The organism is Acidicapsa acidisoli (genome assembly GCF_025685625.1).
GTDB lineage: Bacteria > Acidobacteriota > Terriglobia > Terriglobales > Acidobacteriaceae > Acidicapsa > Acidicapsa acidisoli.
Window position 1 is genome coordinate 513,579 of sequence record NZ_JAGSYI010000003.1, and the last position, 23,386, is coordinate 536,964.

Annotated in this window: 18 protein-coding genes; 7 read left to right on the forward strand and 11 right to left on the reverse strand. The window is 59.0% G+C overall.

Annotation, left to right across the window (positions count from 1 at the left end):
* Positions 1–3 precede the first annotated feature (3 nt).
* The 3 genes from OHL23_RS19990 to OHL23_RS20000 all read left to right on the forward strand — a co-directional run bounded on the left by OHL23_RS19990 (position 4) and on the right by OHL23_RS20000 (position 4,598).
* A complete protein-coding gene (locus tag OHL23_RS19990; protein WP_263353728.1) occupies positions 4–1,554 on the forward strand; it encodes a sigma 54-interacting transcriptional regulator in 1,551 nt (516 codons plus the stop codon).
* Positions 1,555–1,592: 38 nt separating this feature from the next.
* Positions 1,593–2,867, forward strand: coding sequence for a vWA domain-containing protein (locus OHL23_RS19995; RefSeq protein ID WP_263353729.1), 1,275 nt, complete (start codon positions 1,593–1,595; stop codon positions 2,865–2,867).
* Positions 2,868–3,164: 297 nt separating this feature from the next.
* Positions 3,165–4,598, forward strand: coding sequence for a toll/interleukin-1 receptor domain-containing protein (locus OHL23_RS20000; protein ID WP_263353730.1), 1,434 nt, complete (start codon positions 3,165–3,167; stop codon positions 4,596–4,598).
* Between the two features lie 118 nt (positions 4,599–4,716).
* Here the strand turns inward: OHL23_RS20000 and OHL23_RS20005 are convergent, their stop codons facing one another.
* The 4 genes from OHL23_RS20005 to OHL23_RS20020 all read right to left on the reverse strand — a co-directional run bounded on the left by OHL23_RS20005 (position 4,717) and on the right by OHL23_RS20020 (position 8,813).
* Positions 4,717–5,556 (reverse strand): helix-turn-helix domain-containing protein, encoded by an 840-nt coding sequence (locus tag OHL23_RS20005; protein WP_263353731.1) that lies wholly within the window; start codon positions 5,554–5,556, stop codon positions 4,717–4,719.
* Between the two features lie 65 nt (positions 5,557–5,621).
* Positions 5,622–7,064: a hypothetical protein gene (locus OHL23_RS20010; RefSeq protein WP_263353732.1), complete on the reverse strand. Its 1,443-nt coding sequence runs from the start codon at positions 7,062–7,064 to the stop codon at positions 5,622–5,624.
* Positions 7,065–7,235: 171 nt separating this feature from the next.
* On the reverse strand, positions 7,236–8,273 hold the full coding sequence (locus OHL23_RS20015; RefSeq protein ID WP_263353733.1) for an LLM class flavin-dependent oxidoreductase: 1,038 nt from the start codon (positions 8,271–8,273) through the stop codon (positions 7,236–7,238).
* A gap of 120 nt (positions 8,274–8,393) precedes the next feature.
* On the reverse strand, positions 8,394–8,813 hold the full coding sequence (locus tag OHL23_RS20020; protein ID WP_263353734.1) for a PadR family transcriptional regulator: 420 nt from the start codon (positions 8,811–8,813) through the stop codon (positions 8,394–8,396).
* Between the two features lie 62 nt (positions 8,814–8,875).
* Between OHL23_RS20020 and OHL23_RS20025 the strand changes: the two genes are divergently transcribed.
* From OHL23_RS20025 to OHL23_RS20035, 3 genes are read left to right on the forward strand one after another with little or no spacing between them, the layout of a single operon-like run.
* Positions 8,876–9,745 carry a transporter gene (locus OHL23_RS20025; RefSeq protein ID WP_263353735.1) on the forward strand — a complete coding sequence of 290 codons (870 nt, stop codon included), beginning with the start codon at positions 8,876–8,878 and terminating at the stop codon, positions 9,743–9,745.
* Between the two features lie 47 nt (positions 9,746–9,792).
* On the forward strand, positions 9,793–10,365 hold the full coding sequence (locus OHL23_RS20030; RefSeq protein ID WP_263353736.1) for a hypothetical protein: 573 nt from the start codon (positions 9,793–9,795) through the stop codon (positions 10,363–10,365).
* Complete coding sequence (locus OHL23_RS20035; RefSeq protein WP_263353737.1) at positions 10,362–10,709, forward strand: hypothetical protein; 348 nt, start codon at positions 10,362–10,364, stop codon at positions 10,707–10,709. The genes OHL23_RS20030 and OHL23_RS20035 overlap by 4 nt, the downstream gene beginning before the upstream one ends.
* A gap of 8 nt (positions 10,710–10,717) precedes the next feature.
* Here OHL23_RS20035 and purU read toward each other — a convergent pair whose 3' ends face one another.
* The 6 genes from purU to OHL23_RS20065 all read right to left on the reverse strand — a co-directional run bounded on the left by purU (position 10,718) and on the right by OHL23_RS20065 (position 20,506).
* A complete protein-coding gene (gene purU, locus OHL23_RS20040; protein ID WP_263353738.1) occupies positions 10,718–11,659 on the reverse strand; it encodes a formyltetrahydrofolate deformylase in 942 nt (313 codons plus the stop codon).
* 108 nt (positions 11,660–11,767) lie between these two features.
* On the reverse strand, positions 11,768–14,434 hold the full coding sequence (locus tag OHL23_RS20045) for an ABC transporter permease (RefSeq protein WP_263353739.1): 2,667 nt from the start codon (positions 14,432–14,434) through the stop codon (positions 11,768–11,770).
* A 46-nt stretch (positions 14,435–14,480) separates the two neighbouring features.
* Positions 14,481–17,174, reverse strand: a complete 2,694-nt coding sequence (locus OHL23_RS20050) for an ABC transporter permease (RefSeq protein WP_263353740.1) — start codon at positions 17,172–17,174, stop codon at positions 14,481–14,483.
* 96 nt (positions 17,175–17,270) lie between these two features.
* Positions 17,271–17,780, reverse strand: coding sequence for a hypothetical protein (locus OHL23_RS20055; RefSeq protein ID WP_263353741.1), 510 nt, complete (start codon positions 17,778–17,780; stop codon positions 17,271–17,273).
* 175 nt (positions 17,781–17,955) lie between these two features.
* Positions 17,956–19,452, reverse strand: coding sequence for a sigma-54-dependent transcriptional regulator (locus tag OHL23_RS20060; protein ID WP_263353742.1), 1,497 nt, complete (start codon positions 19,450–19,452; stop codon positions 17,956–17,958).
* A 124-nt stretch (positions 19,453–19,576) separates the two neighbouring features.
* Positions 19,577–20,506: a sensor histidine kinase gene (locus OHL23_RS20065; protein WP_263353743.1), complete on the reverse strand. Its 930-nt coding sequence runs from the start codon at positions 20,504–20,506 to the stop codon at positions 19,577–19,579.
* A 387-nt stretch (positions 20,507–20,893) separates the two neighbouring features.
* On the opposite strand from OHL23_RS20065, the gene rph reads away from it, so the two are divergent.
* A complete protein-coding gene (gene rph, locus OHL23_RS20070) occupies positions 20,894–21,691 on the forward strand; it encodes a ribonuclease PH (protein WP_263353744.1) in 798 nt (265 codons plus the stop codon).
* A 203-nt stretch (positions 21,692–21,894) separates the two neighbouring features.
* On the opposite strand, the gene OHL23_RS20075 is transcribed toward rph, so the two are convergent.
* Complete coding sequence (locus OHL23_RS20075) at positions 21,895–23,235, reverse strand: HEAT repeat domain-containing protein (protein ID WP_263353745.1); 1,341 nt, start codon at positions 23,233–23,235, stop codon at positions 21,895–21,897.
* Positions 23,236–23,386 lie beyond the last annotated feature (151 nt).

Genomic DNA, 23,386 nt, shown 5'->3' on the forward strand with positions numbered 1-23,386 from the left:
CTGATGTCCCATTCCGCTCCGTTGCCAATGACCCTTGGCGAACTTCGCTCGAGCAGGCTCTACTCCGAAGCCCGCCTGGCCCACCGCACCGTCAAGGACGAGATGCGCGAAAACCTGATCGTCCGCCTGCGAGAGAAGCAGCCGCTCTTTGAGGGCATTGTGGGCTATGACGACACTGTCGTGCCGCAGGTGGCGAACGCTATCCTTTCGCGGCAGAACTTTATTTTGCTGGGACTGCGCGGACAGGCCAAGAGCCGCATCTTGCGCGCGCTTACAGGACTGCTGGACGCGCAGACGCCGTACGTTGCCGGTTGCGAGATTCGCGACAATCCGTATGCTCCGCTTTGCAAACGCTGCAAGAACCTGATCGCGGACGAAGAAGAAGCTACGCCGATCGCCTGGATGACGCCGCAGGACCGCTATGTGGAAAAACTCGCGACGCCGGATGTGACTGTCGCCGATCTGATCGGCGACCTCGACCCGATCAAGGCTGCGCGTGGTGGTCATGATCTGGCCAGCGAGTTCACGATGCATTACGGGCTGCTGCCGAGGGCCAATCGCGGCATCTTTGCGGTGAATGAGCTGCCGGATCTTGCGGGCAAGATTCAGGTTGCGCTCTTTAATATCCTGCAGGAAGGCGATATTCAGATCAAAGGCTATCCGGTTCGGTTGGCGCTGGATGTGGCCCTGGTCTTCAGCGCGAATCCAGAGGACTATACGGCGCGAGGCAAGATCGTAACGCCGCTGAAGGACCGCATTGGTTCCGAGATTCGCACGCATTATGCGTCGACGGTTGAGGAAGGCATCGAGATCACCCGTCAGGAAGCTTGGACGGATCGGCGTTCGGGGCATGAGCCGCACGCCAGCACGGGTCCACTCGACATTCCGTTCTTTTTGCGCGAGACGGTGGAGCAGGTGGCCTTTCTGGCGCGCGAGGACCGGCGCGTGGACAAGCGCTCCGGGGTAAGCCAGCGCTTGCCGATTTCGACGCTGGAGCTGGTGGTTTCGAATGCCGAGCGGCGGGCGCTGATCCATAGCGAGAAGATGGTGGTGCCTCGCATCACCGATCTCTACGCGGCGTTGCCTGGGATCACCGGCAAGCTGGAGCTGGAGTATGAGGGCGAGCTGCGCGGGGCGGACACGATTGTGCGTGAGATTCTGCGCAACGCCGTAGCGCGGGTCTACGACAAGTACCTTAGCGAGACGAACACGCAACAGATTGAGCAATGGTTTCACCTCGGCGGGACTTTGCAGGTGGACGATTCGGATTCGTCGAAGACGATTCTCGATCACCTTCGCGAGATTCAGGGGCTTGTCGAGAAGCTTGGACCGCTGCAGATCAAAGGAACCGAGTATCCGGCGCAGATTGTCGCGGCTGCTGAGTTTCTGCTGGAGGGCCTTTACGCACACAAGAAGCTGAGCCGCAGCGAGGAACGCGGATTCAGCGCTCCGGACAAACCGGCGCGACGAGAGCAGCGGCAGTCAGCAGGCAACGAAGAGGAATACGAGGACTGGCAGCAGCGGCGTTCCGGTCGCAGAGGCAGTTTCAACTAGCTGTATGACTCGTCGAAGGTGAGACAAGAAGGATCTGAATGAAGCGGATTCGCTACACCAAATATAACGGGGAGCTGGCGGACGAGATCGGTCTCGAAGACCTGATGCAGCAGCTCTCCGATTACCTGCTCGACTCCGGTTTTCAGGACCCGATGATGCGGTTTCAGGAACTGAACGGAGAGCATTCGCTGGAGAATCTGCGCGAGGCTCTGCGGCAGGCGCTGGAGACGGGAGAGTTCGAGCAGCATATTCGCGAGCAGTTGGACCAGATGGCGGCTGAGGGCGAGTTGGAGCAGTTGATCGAGCAGCTTATCGAGCGGATGGAGCAGCAGGATTACATTCGCATCGATCAGGCGAATGACCCTTCGCGCATGGCGACTACGCCGGGTTCGGCGGGGGAAGGCGAGACGCAGGCGCGATTTGAAGTGACCGACAAGTCGCTCGATTTTCTGGGCTACAAGACGCTGCAGGATCTGCTTGGCTCGCTGGGCCGGTCGAGCGCGGGAAGGCACGATACTTTCCATCAGGCAACGGGGGTTGAGACGAACGGGTCGACGCGGCAGTATGAGTTTGGAGACACGCTGAATCTTGACGCGAATGCCACGCTGGCTGCTGCGATTACGGCGCAGGCGGAGCGGTTCATCGGTGAAGGTGGAGAAGGCTCAACTTCAATCTGGCCGATTGAAGTTGATTATCCGCATCTGCATGTGCAGCAGAGTGACTACCAATCGAGTTGCGCGACTGTGGTGATGCTGGATTGTTCGCATTCGATGATCCTGTATGGCGAGGACCGGTTTACGCCTGCCAAGCGCGTGGCGATGGCGCTCTCGCACCTGATCCGAACGCAGTACCCGGGCGACACGTTGAGCCTGGTGCTGTTTCACGACTCGGCGGAAGAGGTGCCGGTGTCGCAGATTGCGCGGGTTAAAGTTGGTCCGCATTACACGAATACCCGCGAGGGATTGCGGCTGGCGCGGAGCATTCTCAACCGGCAGCGCAAGGAGATGCGGCAGATTGTGATGATTACCGACGGCAAGCCTTCCGCGCTCACGCTGCCGGATGGGCGGATTTACAAGAATGCCTTCGGGCTGGACCCGCTGGTGTTATCCGAGACGCTGGAAGAAGTGGCGCGCTGCCGTCGTGCGGGGATTTTGATCAATACGTTCATGCTGGCTTCGGACCCGGGGCTGGTGCAGTTTGTGCAGCGGGTTTCGGCGATGTGCCGCGGGAAAGCTTACTTCACTACTCCGCAGACACTGGGCAACTACCTGATGATGGATTTTCTGAATCGGAAGATGAAGACAGTGCACTGAAAACCAGCGCGAAATGGGTCCCGAGACGGCGAATTTGTCCCAATTTTTCGTGGGGGGGGTAGGGAGTACCCATTTCTTGCCGTATCGCGCACATTCCAGGCAGGTTAGGTCCGTTTCAAGGTGCGTTAAATGGCGTTTTTATGCCGTTTTTGGGCACTTTTTTGACCGCATTTTTTCTCTCCTGCTGGTGTGGATGAAGCTGGGCTATCGCTCTTCTAGATTGTGCGCCTTTGGATGGTAATTCCACGCAAAACCATGCCGTGATGCCCTCCCCTTCTATCTGTGGTAGCATCTGCCATGCTTCCAGAACTTCCAGAAGCGGACCTAAAAGTGTTCCTTAGCCATTCGCATGTGGACAGGCGTGTAGCTCGTCGGCTTGTTCGACGCCTGACTGCGCATGGGGTCAAAGTCTGGATCGATGAGCGGGAACTTCAGCTTGGGTCGGTTCTCACTTCATCGCTTCGCAATCAGATCCAAGCCGCAAACGTCGTGCTGGTAGTCGCCTCACAGGCATCAGCCACGTCGCAGTGGGTTAAGTTAGAACTCGAGTTTGCTGAACAACAGGACAAGGCAGTTGTCCCGATTTTCATCGAGCCCGTTGCCGAGCATGAGCGCTTCCGGAACCGCCTCGGAGTTGACGCTACGTGTCCCCAGACATTTGCCGATGCAATCCACGGACTAATGCGTAACCTGTTCCTGCAGATCGATCTTCAGGTGCCGGCTGTGGATACCGCCCTACTCGCTGCGGGGTTGCGAGAACTCGCCCACGAAGAACCAGATCTTGCGCCCCTTATCCTCGGCTGCCTGGATTCTCAGGGCCTCCATCAAGAGAACGTGGGGTCTCTTCAGGCAGCTTTTCACCCGCTCGATGAAGCGCTGAATGCGTTGTTCGACCTGATGCCAAATCGTTCGACGGCTTATCATGCGGCATATGGATTTTGTTGCGCGGGGGCCGGAACCCGTGCCCTGGCCTCATGGATCGCAGCGACTGGAGATGGCGATCTGCCTCTTGTGACTGCACTCGGGAATCGGCGTCTTGAAACTGTATTGATTCCGACCGCAATTAAGCTTTTGACAGCTTGTGACCCGCCGAATAACCACGCCCTTTACCAGTTCATTCATGAAAATGCCGGACAACTCGATTCATCGCAGCGTCGCGCAGTTCTTCAGCTCGTCACGTGGCCATTACGGGAAAATACAGATCGCCTGGCCGACGTTCTTGGCTCGGTGGCGCTTAAACACTTTCCCGATGCTGTCGAGATACAGCAAATGTGGAGCCGATGGATTCACAATGGCGTCTTCGACGGCAAACCCGATACGCCTTCCACTCTTGCCCGTTACCTTGCTGACTCGCACAAGGAGGGGCTACCGGGTTGGGAGCATGTCGGCGAGGCTCTCCGAAGTCATGTGCGTGAGTACTTGCGCTCCGGAGACAAACAGAAGGTCGTCATCTCGGTAGATCATATCCGGGCTGCCGCGGACCAGGGCGCGCCCGTTCTGGCGGACCTGCTTGGCGAAGCCAATGGAGTTTCGGGTACAGCGGAATGGAACGATTGGAAGAGCCGCGATCCAGCGACCGCCGAATGGATGCGCTGGTATGTTCGCCTGCATGCTCAAGAAGCTTCAAAAGAACGAAACTGGCTCCGGGCATTGAATGAAACCGAAGCAATGGCCGAACTCGAGAAGGTGCGTCAGCAGAGCTTAAGAAACGCTACCGAAAACGAATCTTAAGCGACAGTGTCTAACACGAATTTGGGCGCCTAGTACCATCGAGCGCATTCTGAACAGCCAGAATTGTTGCACACTCTCGCCGCCTGTTCCGGGAAGAGTCAAATCCCGAGTGGCGAACTCAGCACCAGAGTTTGCTATTTTCAGTAATCTCGTTTGACATGAATGCGCTTGGTCGTCCGTCTCCGATTTGCGGAAGAAGCTGGGCGGGAGAGTGGCCGGTGAAATCTTTGAAGTCGTGGATCATGTGCATCTGATCGTGGTATTCGAGCTCGTGCGCGATTTCCAGCCAGGTTCGGTGGGGAGCGCTGATCTTAGCGTCCACGGCGCTTTGGAACCGGGCGACGCGCGCGAAGAGCTTGGGGGTGGTTCCAAGGCCCTCGCAAAACCTGCGCTCGAACTGACGAAATCCCAAGCCAGTGGTTTGGGCTAGCTTGTCGATAGAAACCGCGCCACGTCTGGCGAAAGCGAATTCGGCCACATCCAGGATCTGGTTTTTCCTGGCGCTGCGCGCGGCGAATCGCAACAGCACATGTTCCACCAAGCGAACGCGATCAGCGAACGATCCAGATTCGCCCAGACGGGTCCGAAGCTCGCGCAGGCCGGTCAGGACGAGAGTTGCATCAAAATTTCTTCCTGTGAACTCAGAGACCGGGATTCCGAAAAGTCTTGATAGTCCCGTAGGCAGAAAGAAAACACAGAAGGAAAGCACGCCAGGCACAAGGCGGATGAGGGCGCATCGGCCCAGGTATGCTCCTACGATGACCACCTGTGGCGCCGAGATGAGGGCTTTGCCAGGGATTGCAACGTCAAAGGATTTCCCGAGCTGGAATTCAAGTGTCTGCTCAAGCCGCGCGGGAATGGCTTCGACGTGGGCGTCGACCGATGGTTCTGAACCGCTCACCGTGCGTTGGGCATAACAGCGCACGAAGGGACGCAGTGCCGGACTAGGCGGAAGCATCCTAACCTCAAGCATGAGGCATGATACACCCGCCAGCCCCGCCTTCATTGAACTTCTGCTGAAAGCTACCCGACCGGGCTCCAGCTCACCAGTGCCCAGTCAGCCCTCGTGTAGGAAAGATTCTCGGCGCGTATGTAGCGGATTCCGTACGAGATCCTTTCGTGGTCTGCGAGTTGATATTCGTACAGGCAAAGGGTAACGCCCTGTGCCGGCAGTTGAAGAACATTCACGGTATCAAAGAAATCACTTACGACATTGCGTGAGTTGATGCCGGATGGCAGGCTCGAGAACTGGATCGGCGTAGTAGACGAGGAGCTGACGGGCACTGAGTTCTGCCAACCAAGGGTGAATGCATACCTGGGCGGTGTTTTTACGGCGGACTCCGCCTGGGCTTCCAGGGTCGCAGTTCTGCCGCCTGCGCCGGAAGACACTCGCGTCTTGCTCTTCCCGGCGCCGGCGGCAACCGAGGAAGCTGCACCGATGCCGAGCGCTGTCGCGGTGAGCTCAGTAGGGCGCAGCGGGCGGCTGATCCACGAGCGCACCGTACCGGGAGTGTTACCAACAAACGAAACCACACGGATGGTGCTGACGCGGACGTTGATTGCCGATGCCTCGAACACCGCGTCAAATCGTGGGTCCACCTGCTCCTTGACGCTTACCGTGTAGAGGCCTGATCCTGCCCTTACATCCAGGGAAGGCGCGATGGTCACCATGACGATCGGATGAGAAGACGAGCTGTCTTCTACCGCGGGGCTGATCCAGTCCGATTTCGATTCGGAAGGAACAAAGAAGACTTGAGGGGAGGGCGTGTTCGGGAATGACGGGGCCACGTCTAACTCGCGATGGAGAGTTCGGCTGACGTTTGTCTTCGCTGGAAAACCGCAGCCAGTGACGGAAGATGCGGTATAGGTGGTAGAGGAACTGGCATCCGGTATCGGCTGATCGGGACGATATACGGCGGTGTCATAGAAAACGGGACCGTTGCAGTTGGGATCTCTTAAGATCACCTGAATCTCGTTGACAAGGTCGTTGAGCAGCGGGATGACGACGTCTTCAAAGGCAGCTCCGACGGATTGCACGATCTCCGGAGCGAAGTTAGAAACCTGGTCCGAAAGCAAGTCGCTGAAAGGAATGTCACTGAAATACTTAATGTAGAGCTGCACTGCTTCGAGGTATGCCTGCGTCAGCTTCTCGGACACGTTCTCTGCAATCTGTGCAGCGGCATCTGCTTGCTGGGTCCCATCGGTTGAACCCAGATTCATGACGACGTATGCGACGGTCGCAATGGACGCGTCGGAACACTCAACCTCGGAACTGAAGGGCGTAATACCATCCCCGCTTTGCAGGCCAAGGCCGCCGTGGAGACTGTAGAGGGGAAATTTATCGGTCCGGATGACCTTGTCATCCACAAACCAGGTGACGATGAACCAGTCGTTATCAGAGTGGTTGGAGTCGCTCTTCTGGTTGACGATCTCGATCTGATCGAAGTTTAAGACACACTTTCCCATTTTGAGGACCTCCTTTTGGCGTGCGAGAGCCTGATAGAAGGAGTGTCATGAGCAACAAGGGCGGCTGCCTAGTAAGAATGCGACATTCGCAATTCTTTGGGGCGTTGAACGCGGCGAATCAAGCGTTCAACGCCTGGCGCTTTCTGGCTGATCCAGTGGGCGTGGTTCGTGTCAGGCGTTTAGCGCTTTGCGAACGGCTGGGGCTACTTTTGTGCCTAGGATTTCAATGGCATGCTGCATCTTGGCGTGGGGAAGCGTAGCTGCGGTCATCTGGAAGTCGAGGCGCGCTATGCCGCCGAGGACTTCGTTGGTGTAGAGGACTTTTTCTACGACTGTTTCCGCGTCGCCGATTAGGAATGCGCCGGTGGGGCTGCGCGTGAAGTCGTATTGGGCGCGGGTGGTGGGTGGCCAGCCGCGTTCTTTGCCGATCTCGGTCATCATGGTGGCGTAGCCGGGGTAGAAGTCGTCGGCTGCCTGCTGGATGGTGTCACCGAGGAAGCCGAACATGTGCAGGCCCACTTTGAGCTTTTCAGGGGCGTGGCCAGCGCGTTCGCCTGCTTCGCGGTAGAGGTCGATGAGCGGACGGAAGCGGTGATGCTGACCGCCGATGATGGCGACCATCAGCGGCAAACCGAGATAACCGGCGCGGGCGAAGGATTGCGGTGTGCCTCCGACGCCGAGCCAGATGGGCATCTGTTCCTGATATGGGCGCGGGTAGATGCCCTGGCCGTTGAGCGCGGGGCGGTGCTTGCCGGACCAGTGAACTTCCTGGCTGTCGCGAATCTTGAGGAGCAGGTCGAGCTTTTCGATGAAGAGGTCGTCGTAGTCCTGGAGCTTGAGGCCGAAGAGCGGATAGGCTTCGGTAAACGATCCGCGGCCTACGACGATTTCGGCGCGGCCCTGGGAGATGAGGTCGATGGTGGCGAATTCCTGAAAGATGCGGACGGGATCGGCGGCGCTGAGGACGGTGACGGCGGAGGCGAGGCGGATGTTTTTTGTGCGCGAGGCGGCGGCGGCGAGGATGATGGTCGGCGCGGAGTCGAGGAATTCGCTGCGGTGGTGTTCGCCGACGCCGAAGGAGTCGAGGCCGACCTGATCGGCCAGCTCGATCTCTTCGATCAGGTTGCGGAGGCGTTCGCTGGGCGCGATGGTGTTGCCGGTCTCCGGGTCTCTGATGGCGGCGGCGAAACTGTCGATTCCGATCTGCATGGGGCGATTCCTTCCGGGGAATAGTTGTTTGAACAGGTATTTGGATGCCGCGAAAAGCGCTTCCGATTCAGAGGCTCAATCCGTGCAACTCGCATTTGGTGCTGCCGGTGGATTGCTTGACTAACTTGCTGTGATGCCGCCGCCGGGAGGAGAGATTCTGCGGGGATGTTCTTCGTGAAGCTCGTGGTGCAGTTCGTCGACCTTCGATCTGGCTTTGTCGAGGGCTCTCTGGCCCGCTGGCGTGATCCGGTAGACTCTCCGCCTTCGGCCTCCAACGATCTTGCTGGCAGAGGCCAGGAGCCCATTGCGTTCCAATCCGTGCAGGAGTGGGTATAGAGTGCCGGGTCCGATGCGGTAGCCGTGATGTGTGAGCTCCTCCATCATTGCCAGGCCAAAGATCGGCTCGTGCGAGGCATGCAAAAGCACATGGATACGGATGAGGCCGAAGAAGAGCTCTTGCTGGTGATTCAACACAAGATCAATATACTGCGAATCGCTTGAAACCTTATTGCTTGTTATCGAACTTCGATATATGCTCATTTCCGTTAGTCATCGGCAAAGAAGAGGTCAATTGCGATCCCTGTGAAAGGGCAAGGTCATCGATGACGTCTTATGGAAAATCTTTAGAGATTACGCTGTTCCTCTTCTTTTTGCTTGTCGCTCCAAGGGTTTTGGCGCAGGCGGGACCACCTTTTCAGACCGATGATCCAACGCCGGTCGATCCTGGGCATTATGAGTTTTATGTCTTCGGAACAATCGATGGAACGCCGGCGGAACTTGATCCGGTGGGACCGGCTTTCGAGTTTAACTGGGGAGCAGTCCCAAATATACAAGTGCATGTGATTTTTCCATTTGGCGCCGTACTGCCCTCGAATAATCCGGCCTATCGACCGGGTGGAACCGGGCCGAGCGCATTTGGAGTTACAGATACGGAGCTGGGCGTTAAGTACGGATTTATCAAGCAAACGAAACACAGGCCGCAGATCGGTTCGTTTACGATGTTTGAGCTACCGACCGGGAGTTATACGAAAGGACTTGGCGTGGGAAGGGCGTGGTACAAGCTGCCTATCTGGGCAGAAAAGGAGTTTGGGCCATGGAGCCTTGTGGGTGGTGCTGGATATGCGGTCGTTCCGCAGAAACAATATCGTAACTACTTCTATGGCGGATACCTGGTAAAGCGGACGGTCAGCGAAAGGCTGGAGCTTTCGGCTGAGGTCTTTTCTCATGCAAGGGAGGGATTTGCTGCCGCACAGACCGAGGCCTCTACTCTGCTGGACGCGGGCGGCTATTACCACTTCAAGACTCCCGGCCTGCAATTGCTTTTTGCTTATGGGCATTCGATTGCCGGGCAGACGGAGAACTACGGTTACCTTGGACTTTACAAAACGTGGGGAAAAGACAAAGACGCGGATCAGAAGGCTCCTGCGGATGCGAATTTTGCAGGGCATTGGCAGACGAGCGGATTGCCGTGAAAGAAGAATAGTTATTCGAGGTTACTCGTTTTGAAAGGAAGTTATTGATGGAGATCACGGAGCGCAGCCTCTGGACGCTGACGCATGGCATGGGATTTGGAACGCTTTATCTGCTGGCGTCTTCGGGGGCGCTGGTGGAACTGTATCGTCGATACTCGCCGAATGAGTCTGGGCCAGTCAGCGAAACGGATGAGCAGTTTCTGAAGATATATCTGGTCGTAATGGCTGTGCTGGCGTGGCTTGCGGTGTTGAGCGGTGCGTATGTGATTTATCCCTGGTATCGCGCCGCGGCTCCGGCTGGAACGGCGAATCTGGCGGGGTTCCCACAGAGATTGCTGCTTTCGAATCCTGCAACGAGTGAGTGGCATTCGATTGGTATGGAGTGGAAGGAGCATGTCGCGTGGCTGACGCCGATCTCGATTACGATGGCGGCCTCGGTTGTTGTGAGGTATGGGCGCGACCTCAGGAATCATCGTCAACTGCGCGACGCGGTGCTGTGTTTCACTGTGGTGGCTTTTGTCGCGGCGGGCATTGCCGGATTTTTTGGCGCGATGCTTAACAAGAACGCTCCGGTTGAGGGCGGCGGGACGATTCGTGCTTTGCATGGAGAAACTCTTTGAAGACGCAGGCTAACGTCTATTCTTTCACGGGAGCGGCGGTTACAAATGGCTCCGGTGCGGCGGCGATTCTGGCTGCGGGCATCGGTTCATTCTTCCTTGGTGTGTTGTCGATTGCAGCGGATAAGTCTGTCTTCCTTAAAGATATGTTTCGCTTCTACGGACCCACCGGGCCTCTCTCCGGCGTTACAACCACAGCGATTCTGATCTGGCTGGTTGTCTGGGGGATTCTGGAGTGGCGATGGCGGAGGAGAACGGTCGCAGCGGCTCGCGTCTGCGCGGCTGCGCTCGTTTTGCTGGGATTGAGCCTGCTGCTGACTTTTCCGCCTGTCGGCGATCTTTTCTGAACTGACCTTTAATCGAAGACGACGGTTTTGTTGCCGTAGCAGAGGATGCGGTGTTCGAGGTGCCAGCGGACGGCGCGGGAGAGGACGATGCGTTCGAGGTCGCGGCCGCGGGCGATTAGGTCTTCGACCTGATCGCGGTGAGAGATGCGGGCTACTTCCTGTTCGATGATGGGGCCGTCGTCGAGTTCCGTGGTGACATAGTGGCTGGTTGCTCCGATGAGCTTGACGCCGCGTGCGTGGGCGGCGTGATACGGGCGCGCGCCGATGAAGGCGGGTAGAAAAGAGTGATGCACGTTGATGATGGCTGCCGGGTAGCGGGCGACGAAGGTTTCGGTGAGGATCTGCATGTAGCGGGCTAGAACTACCAGCTCGACTTTGAGGGATTCGAGGAGTTCGAGCTGCTTTGCTTCGGCTTCGGCGCGGGTGGCGGGAGTGACGGGGATGTATTCGAAGCGGATGCCGTGGAAGGCGGCTAGCTTTTCCACTTCGCGATGGTTGGAGATGATGACGACGATTTCGCAGGGGAGTTCGCCGGAGCTGGAGCGGTGGAGCAGATCGGCGATGCAATGCAGATATTGCGAGCAAAAGATGGCGACGCGGGTGCGCTGGTGGGCGCGATACAACTGCCAGCGCATGTGCAGTTCTTCGGCGAGAATGGCGAAGTCTCGAGCGAAGGTGGAGATGACGCTTTTTGCGCGCGTGTCGGATAATCCGGTGGGGCTGGTGGAGTTCGGGAGGCTTGCCTGTGCCCACTCGACGCGCATGAAGAACTGGCCCAGTTCGTGGTCCTGATGCTGCTCGGCATGGAGGATGTTTGCGCCCTGGCTGTAGAGCAGGACGACGACGCGTGCGACCAGGCCTTTCTGGTCGGGGCAATCGATGAGCAGGACTGCGCGTTCTGTGTCGGGAACGCGAGGTTTGATGGTGCCAGTTTGCTGATTCTGAGGCATTGGTATCAGCTTAACCGACTTAACCGGCTTAACTGGCTTAACTCGCTTAACTGGCGCGTCAGGCGTGGCTGTGCGGCAAAGTTCTGGACGAGGCTGCGTTCGAGGCGGCTATTCGCAGCGGAGCGCTACTACTGGATCGACACGCATGGCGGCGCGGGCTGGGACGAGTGTTGCGGCTAGCGCTACCAGGACCAGCAGCAAGGCAACAGCGGCGAAGGTCAAGGGATCGTGCGGGCCGATGTTGAATAACAGACTTTTGAGGAGCTGTGTAACTCCGATGGCAGATGCGAGTCCGAGTGCGCCGCCGAGCAGGATTAGGCGCAGACCTTCGGTGGCGATGAGGCGCAGGATATCGGCTCGATCTGCGCCCAGAGCCATGCGGACGCCGATTTCCTGGGTGCGGCGCTGGGCGATGTAGGCGGTGAGACCGTAGAGTCCGATGACGGCCATGGCGAGGCCGGTGAAGGCGAAGAAACCTAGCAAGGCGGCTTCAAAGCGCGGGGCGTCGGCGAGCTTGTTGACGCGCTGGTCGAGGGTTTCGATTTCGACGGGTAGGATGGGGTCGATGTGGGCGATCTCGGATCGGACCCACGGAGTGAGCACTTGAGGTGTGAGCGAGGTTTCCAGGATCAGCGTTGAGGACTGCGCTGAGGACTGGGTCCAGTCTTCGGGGAGATTGCGGCGAAGGCGGTAGTATTCCGGTTCGTCGCTGCCGGTGAGGCCGGCGTTTTTGACGTTGGCCGCGACACCGACGACGGTGTAGTAAGGGTCGTTGGGACTGGGGCGAATCTGCCGGCCAATCGGATTCTGGCCGGGAAACAGACGGTCGGCCAGAAGCTTGCTGAGTATCAGCAGGTGTTGCGTAGAAGTTCTCTCTTCTTCGGTGAAGTTCTGGCCTTGTTCGATGGGGATTTCCAGAGCGCGGAAGTATTCGGGCGTGACCCAGCGCCAGGCGACCATGCCGCCGGTGCCGCTCTTCTCGCGGGATGAGCCGGAGACGGCCATGACGTTGAGGACGGATTCGCGATGCCAGCCGGAGGGCGGGAGGGAATCGCTGACAGCGACCACTGTTATGCCGGGCAGGCGGCGCAGTGCGGATTCAGCCTGCAGGAAGAATTGCATCTGCTTCTGGTTGGTGTCGTACTTCTGCCGCCCAAGGGAGATGCTGGCGGTGAGCACGGAGCGGGTGCGGATTCCGAGGCTCTGGTTTTGCAGATTCCAGAAGCTGCGTACGAGAAGGGTGGAGGATGCGAGAAGAACGATGCTCACAGCGATCTGCGCTACCACCATGACCCGGCGCAGCCAGGAATGAGAGGTTGACCCGGTGGAGCGCGTGACCATGGCAAGGTCACGCGGCTTCTGGACAGATGCAAGCATGCCAAAGACTCCACCGCATAGACAGGCCAGCAGCATGGTGAAGGCTGCGACGCGAAGGTCGAGTTGAGCTTTGTCGAGAAATGGTATCGCGGCCGGAGCCATCGCGACAAAGAGATGCAGCAACAGTTCCGCGAGCGCCCAACCGGCGGCTGCCGCTGTGAGCGAGAGCAGCATGGATTCGGTGAGGGTTTGGCGAAGGAGGCGGCCACGGCTTGCGCCGAGTGCCGAACGCACGGCGAGTTCGCGTTCGCGGGCAGCACCGCGCGCCATCATCAGGCTGGCCACGTTGGCGCAGGCGATGAGCAGGACGGCAAGCACTGCTCCGAGCAGTACCCATGCGGTGAGATACGCGTCCTGCATCTGGCGGTCGCGCAGGGAGCGGACACGGAGATGGACTTCCTTACGAAAGGCAGGCGGGGCGAGGCTGAGCGAATACTGGAAGACAGGATCGAGCGCGGCGCTGGCCTGCGCGGCGCTGACGCCGGGCTTGAGGCGAGCGAAGGCGTACATGACGCTGTCGGGAGCTTCCCTGCGCTCCCCTGCCTCGTCCAGGGCCTGGGGAACAACGATGTCCGCGGGCTCCATGGTTGGCATTTCAAATTCTTTGGGGAGGACGCCTACGACGCGGGTTTGCACGCCATCGATTTCGATGAGCCGATTGAGAATCTTTGGGTCGGAGCCGTAATGCGATTGCCAGAGTGCGTAGGAGATCAGAGCGGTCTTTGGTCCGTGAGGGCGGTCTTCTTCGGGGAGGAAGTTGCGCCCGAGCAAGGGCGATATGCCGAGAGTAGGCAGGAAGCTGGCTTCGACGCTGGCGCAGCTCAGCCTGGCTGGATTGCGCTCGGTGAGGTCGCAGGCCGAAACGCCGGTCTCTGAGGTGAAGGCTTCAAATGGCTTTTGATTGTCGCGCCAGACGTAGTAGGAACCGCCCAGCATGAACTCCACGGGAATAATGGGAGCGGTGAGGCCAACGGAGACGAGGCGGTCGCCATGGGCGTAGGGCAAGGCTCGAAAGAGAATGCGGTCGACGACGCTGAAGACGGCGGTGGTGGTTCCGATGCCCAGGGCTAGCGTGGCGATGACTGTGATCGTAAAGCCAAGGTTGCGGCGGAAGCCGCGCAGAGCGTAGCGCGTGTCCTGAAGGAGCGTTTCGACGAAGTAGCTGGGGCGCTGACGCCAGGTTTCTTCCCTGGCCTGCTCTACGCCGCCGAAGTCGATGAGCGCTCGGCGGCGGGCTTCCTCGGTGGAAACGCCGGAGCTGGCCTGAATCGACTGTGCCGACATCTCGATATGGAATTGAAGCTCCGCGTCGAGTTGGGCTTTCCGGCCGCGGCCCAGGAAAGCGCGGATGCCCTGAATGAACCGGTTGAAACCAGATCTGATGCCGCTGCCGACCATGATCCACCTCCGTTATCGAATTGCCTCTATTTACTCTCTGGGCAGATTACTCGCTGCGCAACGCCACTGCGGGGTCGACTTGCATGGCTGTTCGCGCTGGAATGAGCGTGGCCAATAACGCCACCGATCCGAGCAGAAAGGCTACGCCCGCAAAGGTCGCCGGATCTCGCGGCCCGACGCTGAAAAGCAGGCTGCGCAGGAACTGCGTAAGAAGCAATGCGGCACACAGGCCGATTGCGCCGCCGAGGAGAATCAGGCGGAAGCCTTCCCGGGCGATTAGACGCAGAATGTCGGAACGGCCGGCTCCCAGGGCCATGCGCACGCCGATCTCCTGTGTGCGCTGAGTGGCCAGGTAGGAGATGACTCCGTAGAGGCCGATCACTGCCATGACAAGGCCAGTGAGAGCGAAGAATCCCAGAAGCGCAGTCTCGAAACGAGGGCGGCCGGCGAGCTTGCCGACATGGCTGTTGAGCGTCTCAATGGTGAAAGGGACGGTGGAGTCGACTTGCGCAATCTGGGAACGGATCCAAGCGGCAGTTGTGTCCAGGGGCAGATCGGACTGAACGATCATGATGGGCACCGGGGAGCCCCAGTCTTCGGCTACGCTGCGGCGGAGGGTGTAGACCTCCGGGATGTCCTGCTCGCTGAGTCCGCCGTTCTTCGCGTTTTCCGCGACTCCCACGACCGTGAGCATAGTGCCGTCAGAACCCATCCGGATGCGCTGGCCGATAGGTTCTTCGCCGGGAAACATCCGCGACGCCATGAGCCTGCTGAGGATCATCGATCGCTGGGTTGAGTCTCGTTCAGCCTCGGTGAAATTGCTGCCGCGAAGGATAGGAATCTGCATTGCGCGGAAATAGTCGGGGGTCACCGATCGGGTGCGGACGGAGCCTCCTGTTCCGGGTGCTGGCGGGGTTTTGCCTTCAACAGCCATGTCCGAGAAACGATTGCCATTTTGAAAGCCTCCACCGGGCGGCAGAGACTCGCTCCAGGCGACGGCGCGAACGCCCGGCAGCCGGCGCACGGAGTCCTCGACCTGGGCAAAGAATCGCATTTGCTTCTGGCCTCTACGGCTGACAAGGCCGCCTACCGATTCACTGTGGAACTCCGCACTGGCGATGCGTACGGTGAGCACGCCATTGGTTTGGATGCCGAGATTCTGCTCCTCCATGTTGTGAAGGCTGCGGAGGAGCAGTCCCGCGCCGGAGAGAAGAATCATGCTGACGGCAATCTGGCCAGCCACCAGGCTTTGTCGGAGGAAAGCATGTTTTCCGAAGTGCTTCGTTCGCGCTGCCGTCGCAATTGCGCGGGGCTTTTGCAGAGCGGGGAGCAGACCAAAGAGACCTGCCGAGACAATGGCGAGAAGAACGGTGAAGCTGGCAATACGGAAATCCAGATGCGCTTTTTCGAGGAATGGGACGCCATTTGGAGCCATTGCGATGAAGATACGCAGAAGTCCCGCAGCCAGGGCCAAGCCGAAGGCTGCTCCGGCAAAGGAGATCAGGACGGCCTCCGTAAGCGTCTGACGAACCAGACGGCCCCGGCTTGCACCCAATGCGGAACGCACCGCCAATTCTCGCTCCCGCGCAGCCCCGCGCGCCATCATCAGACTGGCTACGTTGGCACAGGCAATCAGCAGCACCGACAGCACGGAGCCGAGTAGAACCCAGGCCGTCAATTGCACTTCCTGCGTCTGCCGGTCGCGCAGGGAGCGGATGCTCAAGTGAAAATCGTTGCGGAATGCGGATGGAATCAGGGTCTGCTCGGTATGACTAAAGAGCGGCTCCATTTGCGCATGCGCCTGGGCAATGCTGATTCCGGGGCGAAGGCGCGCGAAGCTTCGCATCGGATGCCCGGGTGAGGGTGCGGACCTGCGCTCTGCCGCCTCATCCATGGCCATCGGAAAAACTACGTCCGCAGCCTGCAAGGTCGGAAGCTCAAAGTCTTCGGGCAGGATGCCGATGACTCTGGCGGGACTTCCGTCGACGTCGATGAGCCGATTGAGAATCGAAGAGTCGCGGCCATAGCGGCTTCGCCATAGGCCATAGGAGATGAGCACGACGTGCGGCCCATTGGGCTTGTCCTCTTCCGGCAGAAAATTGCGCCCCAGCGCGGGTGAAATACCCAGCATCGGGAGAAATCCGGCTTGGAATGTGGCGCAGTTGAGTTGCGAGGGGTTCGCGTCGAGCAGCCTGCACGCATAGGAGCCGGTGCCCTGGGCGGCGATAGCGTCAAAGGGCTGCTGGCTGTCGCGCCACTCGTAGAAGAAGCCGCCCATCATGAATTCCTGTTTTTCTAGCGATTGGACCAAACCGATGGAAACCAAGCGGTCGCCATGGGCGTAGGGCAAAGCTCGGAAGAGGATGCGGTCGACTACGCTGAAGACGGCGGTGGTGGCGCCGATGGCGAGGGCGACCGTTGCGATTACGGTGATCGTAAAACCGAGGTTGCGACGGAAGCCGCGCAGGGCGTAGCGCGTGTCCTGGAGGAGTGTTTCGGCGAAGTAGCTGGGGCGCTGACGCCAGGTCTCTTCCCGGGACTGCTCCACGCCGCCGAAGTCGATGAGCGCCTGTCTGCGCGCCTCGCGTGGCGTCATGCCGGCGTCTACGTTGGCTTCGGTAGACCGATCGAGATGGAACTGAAGTTCGTTTTCCAGATCGGATTTGTTACCGGAACGGATTGTTCGCTGCATCCATTGAGCAAGTTGGTGATACATCTGGCGAAGACGTTCCAGGCGCATACTCCCCTCGGCAATCGACAATAGAAGTAGCGCCTTCTCTTGTCGATTGTCAAGGGGAGACTTTTTGGTTCTCTCTTGCCAACGCAGCGTCGTGATTCAATTGCGGGCCTGGCTGGACGCGGGAATCGCCAGCTGCTCGCGCAGACTGCCTGCCAGATCGGCTACGACTCGCAGCTTTTCGGCCAATGGCGGAGAGAGTTCGCGGTGAGCCAGGGCGAGTTGCGAGTGCAGAAGCAGGCCGGCCACGGTGGACTTAAGCTCGCTTTCTATAGCGGCAGCGGCGGCTTCCCGGGCGAGGGCTCGCTCGCGTTCGCGGCGGTTCAGAGCCATGCGGATCTCGCGGGCCAGCCGTTGCGCTCCGGAAAGGGCAAAGTTCACCTGCATGGGGACGGCGAGACCTGTGTTTTCCCAGATCAGCTCGGCTCCGGGAGCGTCGGTGTCGATGATGCCTTCGTCGACTACGACGGCGGCAAATTCGTTGCGCTTCAGAGCGGTGATTGCAGCTTTGCGTCCCTGGGCTACCTCGCATGGGAGCCCAACCAATTTTGTCAGGGTCGCGGCACAGTTCTCCGCGCCTTCCATTCCTGTAACGATCAGTATCCTCATGATTTCCTCTCGCTTCGCGTTGAACCAGATCTGGCAGGAAGGCAACTGGTGGCGCTGGGCGGCAGCTTTGTTGCCTGCTCGCCCGCAGGATTGACGGATGAAACGCGCGACTACGCGTCTATTGTCCTACGTTGTGTGCGACTTTATGTTGTAAGCATCCGGAGGATTCGGATCGTCATTCTTCTTCGAGAAGAGGGTCGGTGATGCCGTATTCCTTCAGCTTGCGGTAGAGGGTGGTCTTGCCGATTCCGAGCAGCCGCGCGGCGAGGAGCTTGTCTCCACCGAGCTTGCGGATTGCGCTGAGGATGGCCTGGCGCTCCAGCTCGGCGAGCGGCACGACATCGGCTGCCCCTTCGGCGGAGACTGTCTCCGCCTTGGCGGCAACGCGATGCGCATCTAGGCCCTGCTGCTGCAACTGCGTGGGCAGGTCGCCCAGTTCGAGCACCGGACCCGAGGACAGGGCGCAGGCTCGCTCGATGCAGTGCTCCAGTTCGCGGATATTTCCCGGCCAGTCGTGCTGCATCATGGTTCGCAGCGCTTCGTTGCTCAGGGAGAACTTGACTGGCTGGCCCTTGGACATCCGCTCCAGGAAGTGCGCGGTGAGCAGGGGGATGTCTTCGCGGCGGTCGCGCAGCGCAGGCAGGCGAAGATTGACGACATTGAGGCGATAAAAGAGATCTTTGCGGAAGCTTCCCTTTTCGACCATCGCGGCGAGATCGCGGTTGGTGGCGGCGACGATGCGGGCCTTGATGGGCACCCGGTGCGTCGCGCCGACGGGACGCACTTCCTTTTCCTGCAGGGCGCGGAGCAGCTTGGCCTGAAGGTCCAGGGTTAACTCGCCAATTTCATCCAGGAAGACGGTTCCACCCTCGGCGCTGACAAACAATCCGTCTTTGGATTTCGAGGCGCCGGTGAAAGCGCCCTTGACGTAGCCGAAGAGTTCGCTCTCGATCAAGGTTGGCACCAGCGAACCGCAGTCGACGGGAAGGAATGGCTTATAAGCGTTGGGGCCGTAGGCGTGGATGGTGCGAGCGACGAGTTCCTTGCCGGTGCCGCTCTCGCCGAGCACCAGGACCGGATGCGTGCTTTGGGCGACTTTGGAGAGGATGCGGTAGAGCTTCTCCATCTCGGCGGAGCGGCCAATCATGGAGCCGAGTCCCTGGCTGAGGCGCAGGCGCTCGCGCAATTGGCGGCTCTCTGCGTCAACGGCGACGGTGGCTGCCGCCCGCTCCAAGACAGCTGAAAGCTCGTCGACGGCGAAGGGTTTGGTCAGGTAGTCGGACGCGCCGCGCCGCATTGCTTCGACGGCGGCGTTCACCGAACTGGATGCGGTCATGGCGATGACTGCCGTGGCCGGATGCAGGACCTTCACCTCGGAGACAAGATCGAGCGCGTGATAACCGCCATAGGGCAGGTTGACGAGAAGAATGTCTGCGGCGCGGCTGCTGACCAAGCTCTTGGCCTGGGCGAGATCCGCCGTGGATTGGACGGCATAGCCCAGCGAAGTCGCGATTTCGGCGCAGGCGGAGCGTACTGCGGCGTCTGTGTCGACGACCAATAGGTGCATGCGAACCTTGCGGTTCGAGGGCCCTTGTGACTCCTGAGTTTCCTGGGTCTCGAGATTTTGCGGGAAATACTCCATTATGGTTGACTGCAATACTGTTTCGAGCATTGTATTCGCCTTTCCAGCTCTTTGCTTGGGAGTTATTAGTTCTTTTGTCTACAACGAATTCTGAAGAGACATTCAGACTCAGTTTCAAGACCAAACAATTGTGTGTTTTCGGGGATTCGACGGCTTAGGAATGGAGATTCGGAGATGCCCGGCAGGGTAACTCGATCTGGAGGATTGCTCCTGGGTTGCCTTTCCGGTTGAAGGCCTTTACGCTGCCCCCGGCTGCGGTGACAACCGAGCGAACAATGGATAGCCCGAAGCCGCGATGGCGCACGGGGCCAGAGGCCGAAGCATCCGAGCTGGAAACCGAACTGGAGATTTTGTTGGCATGGGTCGAATAGCCGGATGAAAAGATGAGTTCCAGGGCGCCTTCCGGGATGCCGGGCCCGCTGTCTTCGACGCTGAGCAACAGGCTTCCGCCGTCCTCGCGGAGGAATATGTGTATGTGTCCGCCGTGGGGCATCGCGTCGGCGGCGTTTTTGACGAGGTTCACCATGATCCGGGTGAAGTCGTCTCGCGTCATGGAGACGGGACGGTGGCCTCCTTCGATGGAGAGAGCTATCGTGATTCCGGGGCCGGCCATGGCGGCCAGCAAGTTCTGGTTGGCTTGCAGCTCGTCGGCGAGGCTTTCCATCGGATGGCCGTCGAGGAAGACTCGGAGGCGTCCGGGGCGATCGAGACGTGGGTCAAGACGTGGGTCAAGGCGTGGATTGGGACGTGGCGGCGCGGGCTGACGGTTGTGAGGCCAGCGGACCGGCGAAGGCCAGGAGCCTGTGTTTGAGGAGAGATCGGCGTCGGGCTGGGCTTCGGAATTCGCCATCTTGTCCAACAGGCTGCGGCAGGCTGTGGCGATTAGTTGCAGCTCGCCTGCGTAATGCCGAAAGGGAGCGGAGAGGACGTCCGGCTCTGCCAGCAGGCCGCAATAGAGATCCATTGCGGAAACCATGTTACGGGTGTCGTGAATCAGGCTGGCTAAGTCTGGCGCGAGTGCTGTTTCTTGCCGATTGGGTCTGGTAAGCGATGCGGTTTCAGGCTGCCAACTATCCGTCTGCAAAGCAAACTCCTCCTATGGCGCCAGTAGTGGGAACTGGCGGCTGATGGCACGACTTCCTGGCTTCTTATTGCGGCGTTTGCCGATTTGGGCCAGGAGATTGAGTTCCGATATTGACCTCCTAAGTAGCATTCGGCGTGCCAAACTAGGACACGTTTATTAAGTCCCTGATAAGGAAAGGACTTCAGGTCGGGATTCCTCCATGCGCCTCTTAGTCGGGCAGCTTTGAACTGTTCCGAATCGGGACACCGAGACGGCCATTGGTTCGTATCTAGTTGATTTATATGGGGCTAATTGCGAGTTCCGGTTTTGGGGCTGGAGTGGGTTGTTCCCGATTTGGGATTCCCCTGCCGGGAACGGGACTCTCGGCCACTCTCGTACAATCGCTCTATGGCAAACCTTTCCCCTGGCACTTCGCTGGCCGGCTCCACGACGAGTTCTAAGACGAGCGCTGGCACAGCTGACTTCTTTCGCGCGGATGGCCGCGCTACCAATCAGCTTCGCCCGCTGACGCTGACTCCGGGCTTTGTGCGCACGGCGGAGGGCTCGGTTTTGATTTCGGTCGGGGCTACGCGGGTGCTGTGCAATGCGACGATTGAAAACGGCGTTCCAAGCTGGCTGCGCAACTCGGGGCGGGGATGGGTGACGGCGGAGTATGCCATGTTGCCGCGATCCACAGTGACGCGGACGGCGCGGGAGAGCGAGCGGGGCAAAATTGGCGGACGGACGCATGAGATTCAGCGACTGATTGGGCGCAGTCTGCGTTCGGTGGTGGATATGCAGGCGCTGGGCGAGCGGACGGTGATTCTGGACTGCGACGTGATTCAGGCCGATGGCGGGACGCGGACGGCGGCCATTTCTGGAGCCTGTGTTGCGCTGGCGCTGGCGTTTAATGCGCTGGTGAAGGCTGGAAGCCTGAAGGCTTCTCCGCTGCGGCAACTGGTGGCTGCTACTTCGGTCGGGATTGTGGAGGGCGCGGCGTTGCTGGATCTCTGCTACGAGGAGGATTCGCAGGCTGAGGTGGATATGAATGTGGTGATGACTGCGGACGGCGGGCTGGTGGAGACGCAGGCTACGGCGGAAAAGGGCAGCTATTCGCGGGCGCAGCTTAACGAGTTGATTGATCTGGCTGAGGGCGGGTTGCGGGAGATCTTTGCGGCGCAGAAGTTGGTGCTGGGCGGGGCTTAGGGCTATTCGTTCCTGAGTTTGCGGCAGAACGATTAGAGCGCTCTTATTCTGAGTATTAACGGTCGCGGAAGGGTTGGTGCTCCATGAGCGCTAACTTAAGAATTAGTTTCGGTTTGGCGGTGGTACAGCTTGAACCAAGGCCCGGTTCTCAATCGCCCTTTTCTCAGCCTTGAAGGCCGCTCGAAATTGAGTCCAATTGAGATTTACCTAACGCTTCCCCAGCGGATTACCTCTACTTCTGCCGAGGAGATCGTTGTTTGCGAACCAAAGGAATGGGGTTTTGCTTCCCAATTGTACCCAGCCTCCTGCAACTTCACATCTCCGCAGTTCTCGAAAGTTCGAGCCATCCACGGATCGCCGTACTTATCGAGTGCTTCGATCAGAGCATCTTCCGACCCTGGTTTGCCCCGACTTAGAAAGAAGCGATAAGCTCCGGCGATTGCGGGCGCATCGCTTTTCTTCAAGGCTGCCAGTAGGGCATTGACGGCGCTATGGTCTTCTATTTCGCTCAAGGCCCAGGCCGCTGTTTTCCGAACACGTGGGTCCGAATCCCGCATAAGCACAGTCAGAGGGCTGACCATCACGGGATTGTGGATGGTGATCAGCCAAGCAGCCATTCTCCAACGAACGTTGGTATCCGAGTGGTTGAGAAAAGTGATGAACGGCGTAACCACGCGTTTGTCCTTGCTTCTTTCCAACGCGTGGGCCACTTTCAGCCGGACGTCCTCATTCGCATCGTTGAGGGCGGATAACAGTGGGTCAATTGCGTGGGGACTGTTGGTGTCGACCAGCGCCCTGGCTGCATCGCTCCGGACTTTTGCTTCCGGGTCTTTCAGGGCCGCAATGAGAGGTTCGACTGCGCGAGGATCCCCCGTCTTGCCCAAAGCACGAGCGGCATTCCTCCGGACATCTTCCATTGGGTCTTTCAGTGCAACGATCAGTGGTTCGGCGACCCGCGGGTCTTTTGTTCCGGCCATCGCGCTAAGAGTGAATGCAGCACTGCTTCGGACATTTGCTTCCGGGTCACTCAGGGCGGCGACCAGAGGTTCAATCACGCGAGGATCTTGAATTTGGTTGAACAAGGCAAAGGCTGCGTTCTGCCGGACGTCGGATCGAGGATCCTTGAGAGCCGCTACGAGAGGCTCGACCGCGCTGGGGTCATGGATGATGGCCAATGAATTTGAAGCGTGAAGTCTGAGTTCATTGTCCGGACCTTGAAGGACGTCGAGCAGCGGCTTGACGGCTCGTGGATCCTGGGCTTGACCCAACGCATCGACCGCGCCAATCCGGACCTGCTGATTCGAGTCGTTGAGAGCAGCGATTAGGAGTTCGACCTTGCGCGAATCCTTGGAATCAGCGAGCGACAGGAGAGCGTGTTCGCGGAGGTGAGATTTTGAATCCTTCAGATCCGCAATCCACTGGGTCGATGGATCAGTTTGCCCACTCCCAAGTGGAACGAATCCGAATCCGCAGAAATATAGCAGCATTCCTCCAGCGAATCCGCAAGGAGTTCTCTTGGTGCGGCGACTTCTCAGATGAGTCATGAGAACCTCCTTAGTTGGAAAGCAACCGAAGGATACCACGGATCTATAACGAGTCACCTCTGCGCGGTCTGGCCGATCTGGGCTGCGGCCGGTTTCTCTTGGCTCTGGACGGCGGATCGCCTAACAGGAAGTTACCGCCCAGAAACCGACA

What these genes read in the sequence shown, in the direction of transcription:
- OHL23_RS19990 (WP_263353728.1), top strand. Translation starts at nt 4, where the DNA reads ATGTCCCATTCCGCTCCGTTGCCAATGACCCTTGGCGAACTTCGCTCG.
- OHL23_RS19995 (WP_263353729.1), top strand. Translation starts at nt 1,593, where the DNA reads ATGAAGCGGATTCGCTACACCAAATATAACGGGGAGCTGGCGGACGAG.
- OHL23_RS20000 (WP_263353730.1), top strand. Translation starts at nt 3,165, where the DNA reads ATGCTTCCAGAACTTCCAGAAGCGGACCTAAAAGTGTTCCTTAGCCAT.
- OHL23_RS20005 (WP_263353731.1), bottom strand. Translation starts at nt 5,556, where the DNA reads ATGCTTCCGCCTAGTCCGGCACTGCGTCCCTTCGTGCGCTGTTATGCC.
- OHL23_RS20010 (WP_263353732.1), bottom strand. Translation starts at nt 7,064, where the DNA reads ATGGGAAAGTGTGTCTTAAACTTCGATCAGATCGAGATCGTCAACCAG.
- OHL23_RS20015 (WP_263353733.1), bottom strand. Translation starts at nt 8,273, where the DNA reads ATGCAGATCGGAATCGACAGTTTCGCCGCCGCCATCAGAGACCCGGAG.
- OHL23_RS20020 (WP_263353734.1), bottom strand. Translation starts at nt 8,813, where the DNA reads ATGAGCATATATCGAAGTTCGATAACAAGCAATAAGGTTTCAAGCGAT.
- OHL23_RS20025 (WP_263353735.1), top strand. Translation starts at nt 8,876, where the DNA reads ATGACGTCTTATGGAAAATCTTTAGAGATTACGCTGTTCCTCTTCTTT.
- OHL23_RS20030 (WP_263353736.1), top strand. Translation starts at nt 9,793, where the DNA reads ATGGAGATCACGGAGCGCAGCCTCTGGACGCTGACGCATGGCATGGGA.
- purU (WP_263353738.1), bottom strand. Translation starts at nt 11,659, where the DNA reads ATGCCTCAGAATCAGCAAACTGGCACCATCAAACCTCGCGTTCCCGAC.
- OHL23_RS20045 (WP_263353739.1), bottom strand. Translation starts at nt 14,434, where the DNA reads ATGGTCGGCAGCGGCATCAGATCTGGTTTCAACCGGTTCATTCAGGGC.
- OHL23_RS20050 (WP_263353740.1), bottom strand. Translation starts at nt 17,174, where the DNA reads ATGCGCCTGGAACGTCTTCGCCAGATGTATCACCAACTTGCTCAATGG.
- OHL23_RS20055 (WP_263353741.1), bottom strand. Translation starts at nt 17,780, where the DNA reads ATGAGGATACTGATCGTTACAGGAATGGAAGGCGCGGAGAACTGTGCC.
- OHL23_RS20060 (WP_263353742.1), bottom strand. Translation starts at nt 19,452, where the DNA reads ATGCTCGAAACAGTATTGCAGTCAACCATAATGGAGTATTTCCCGCAA.
- rph (WP_263353744.1), top strand. Translation starts at nt 20,894, where the DNA reads ATGGCAAACCTTTCCCCTGGCACTTCGCTGGCCGGCTCCACGACGAGT.
- OHL23_RS20075 (WP_263353745.1), bottom strand. Translation starts at nt 23,235, where the DNA reads ATGACTCATCTGAGAAGTCGCCGCACCAAGAGAACTCCTTGCGGATTC.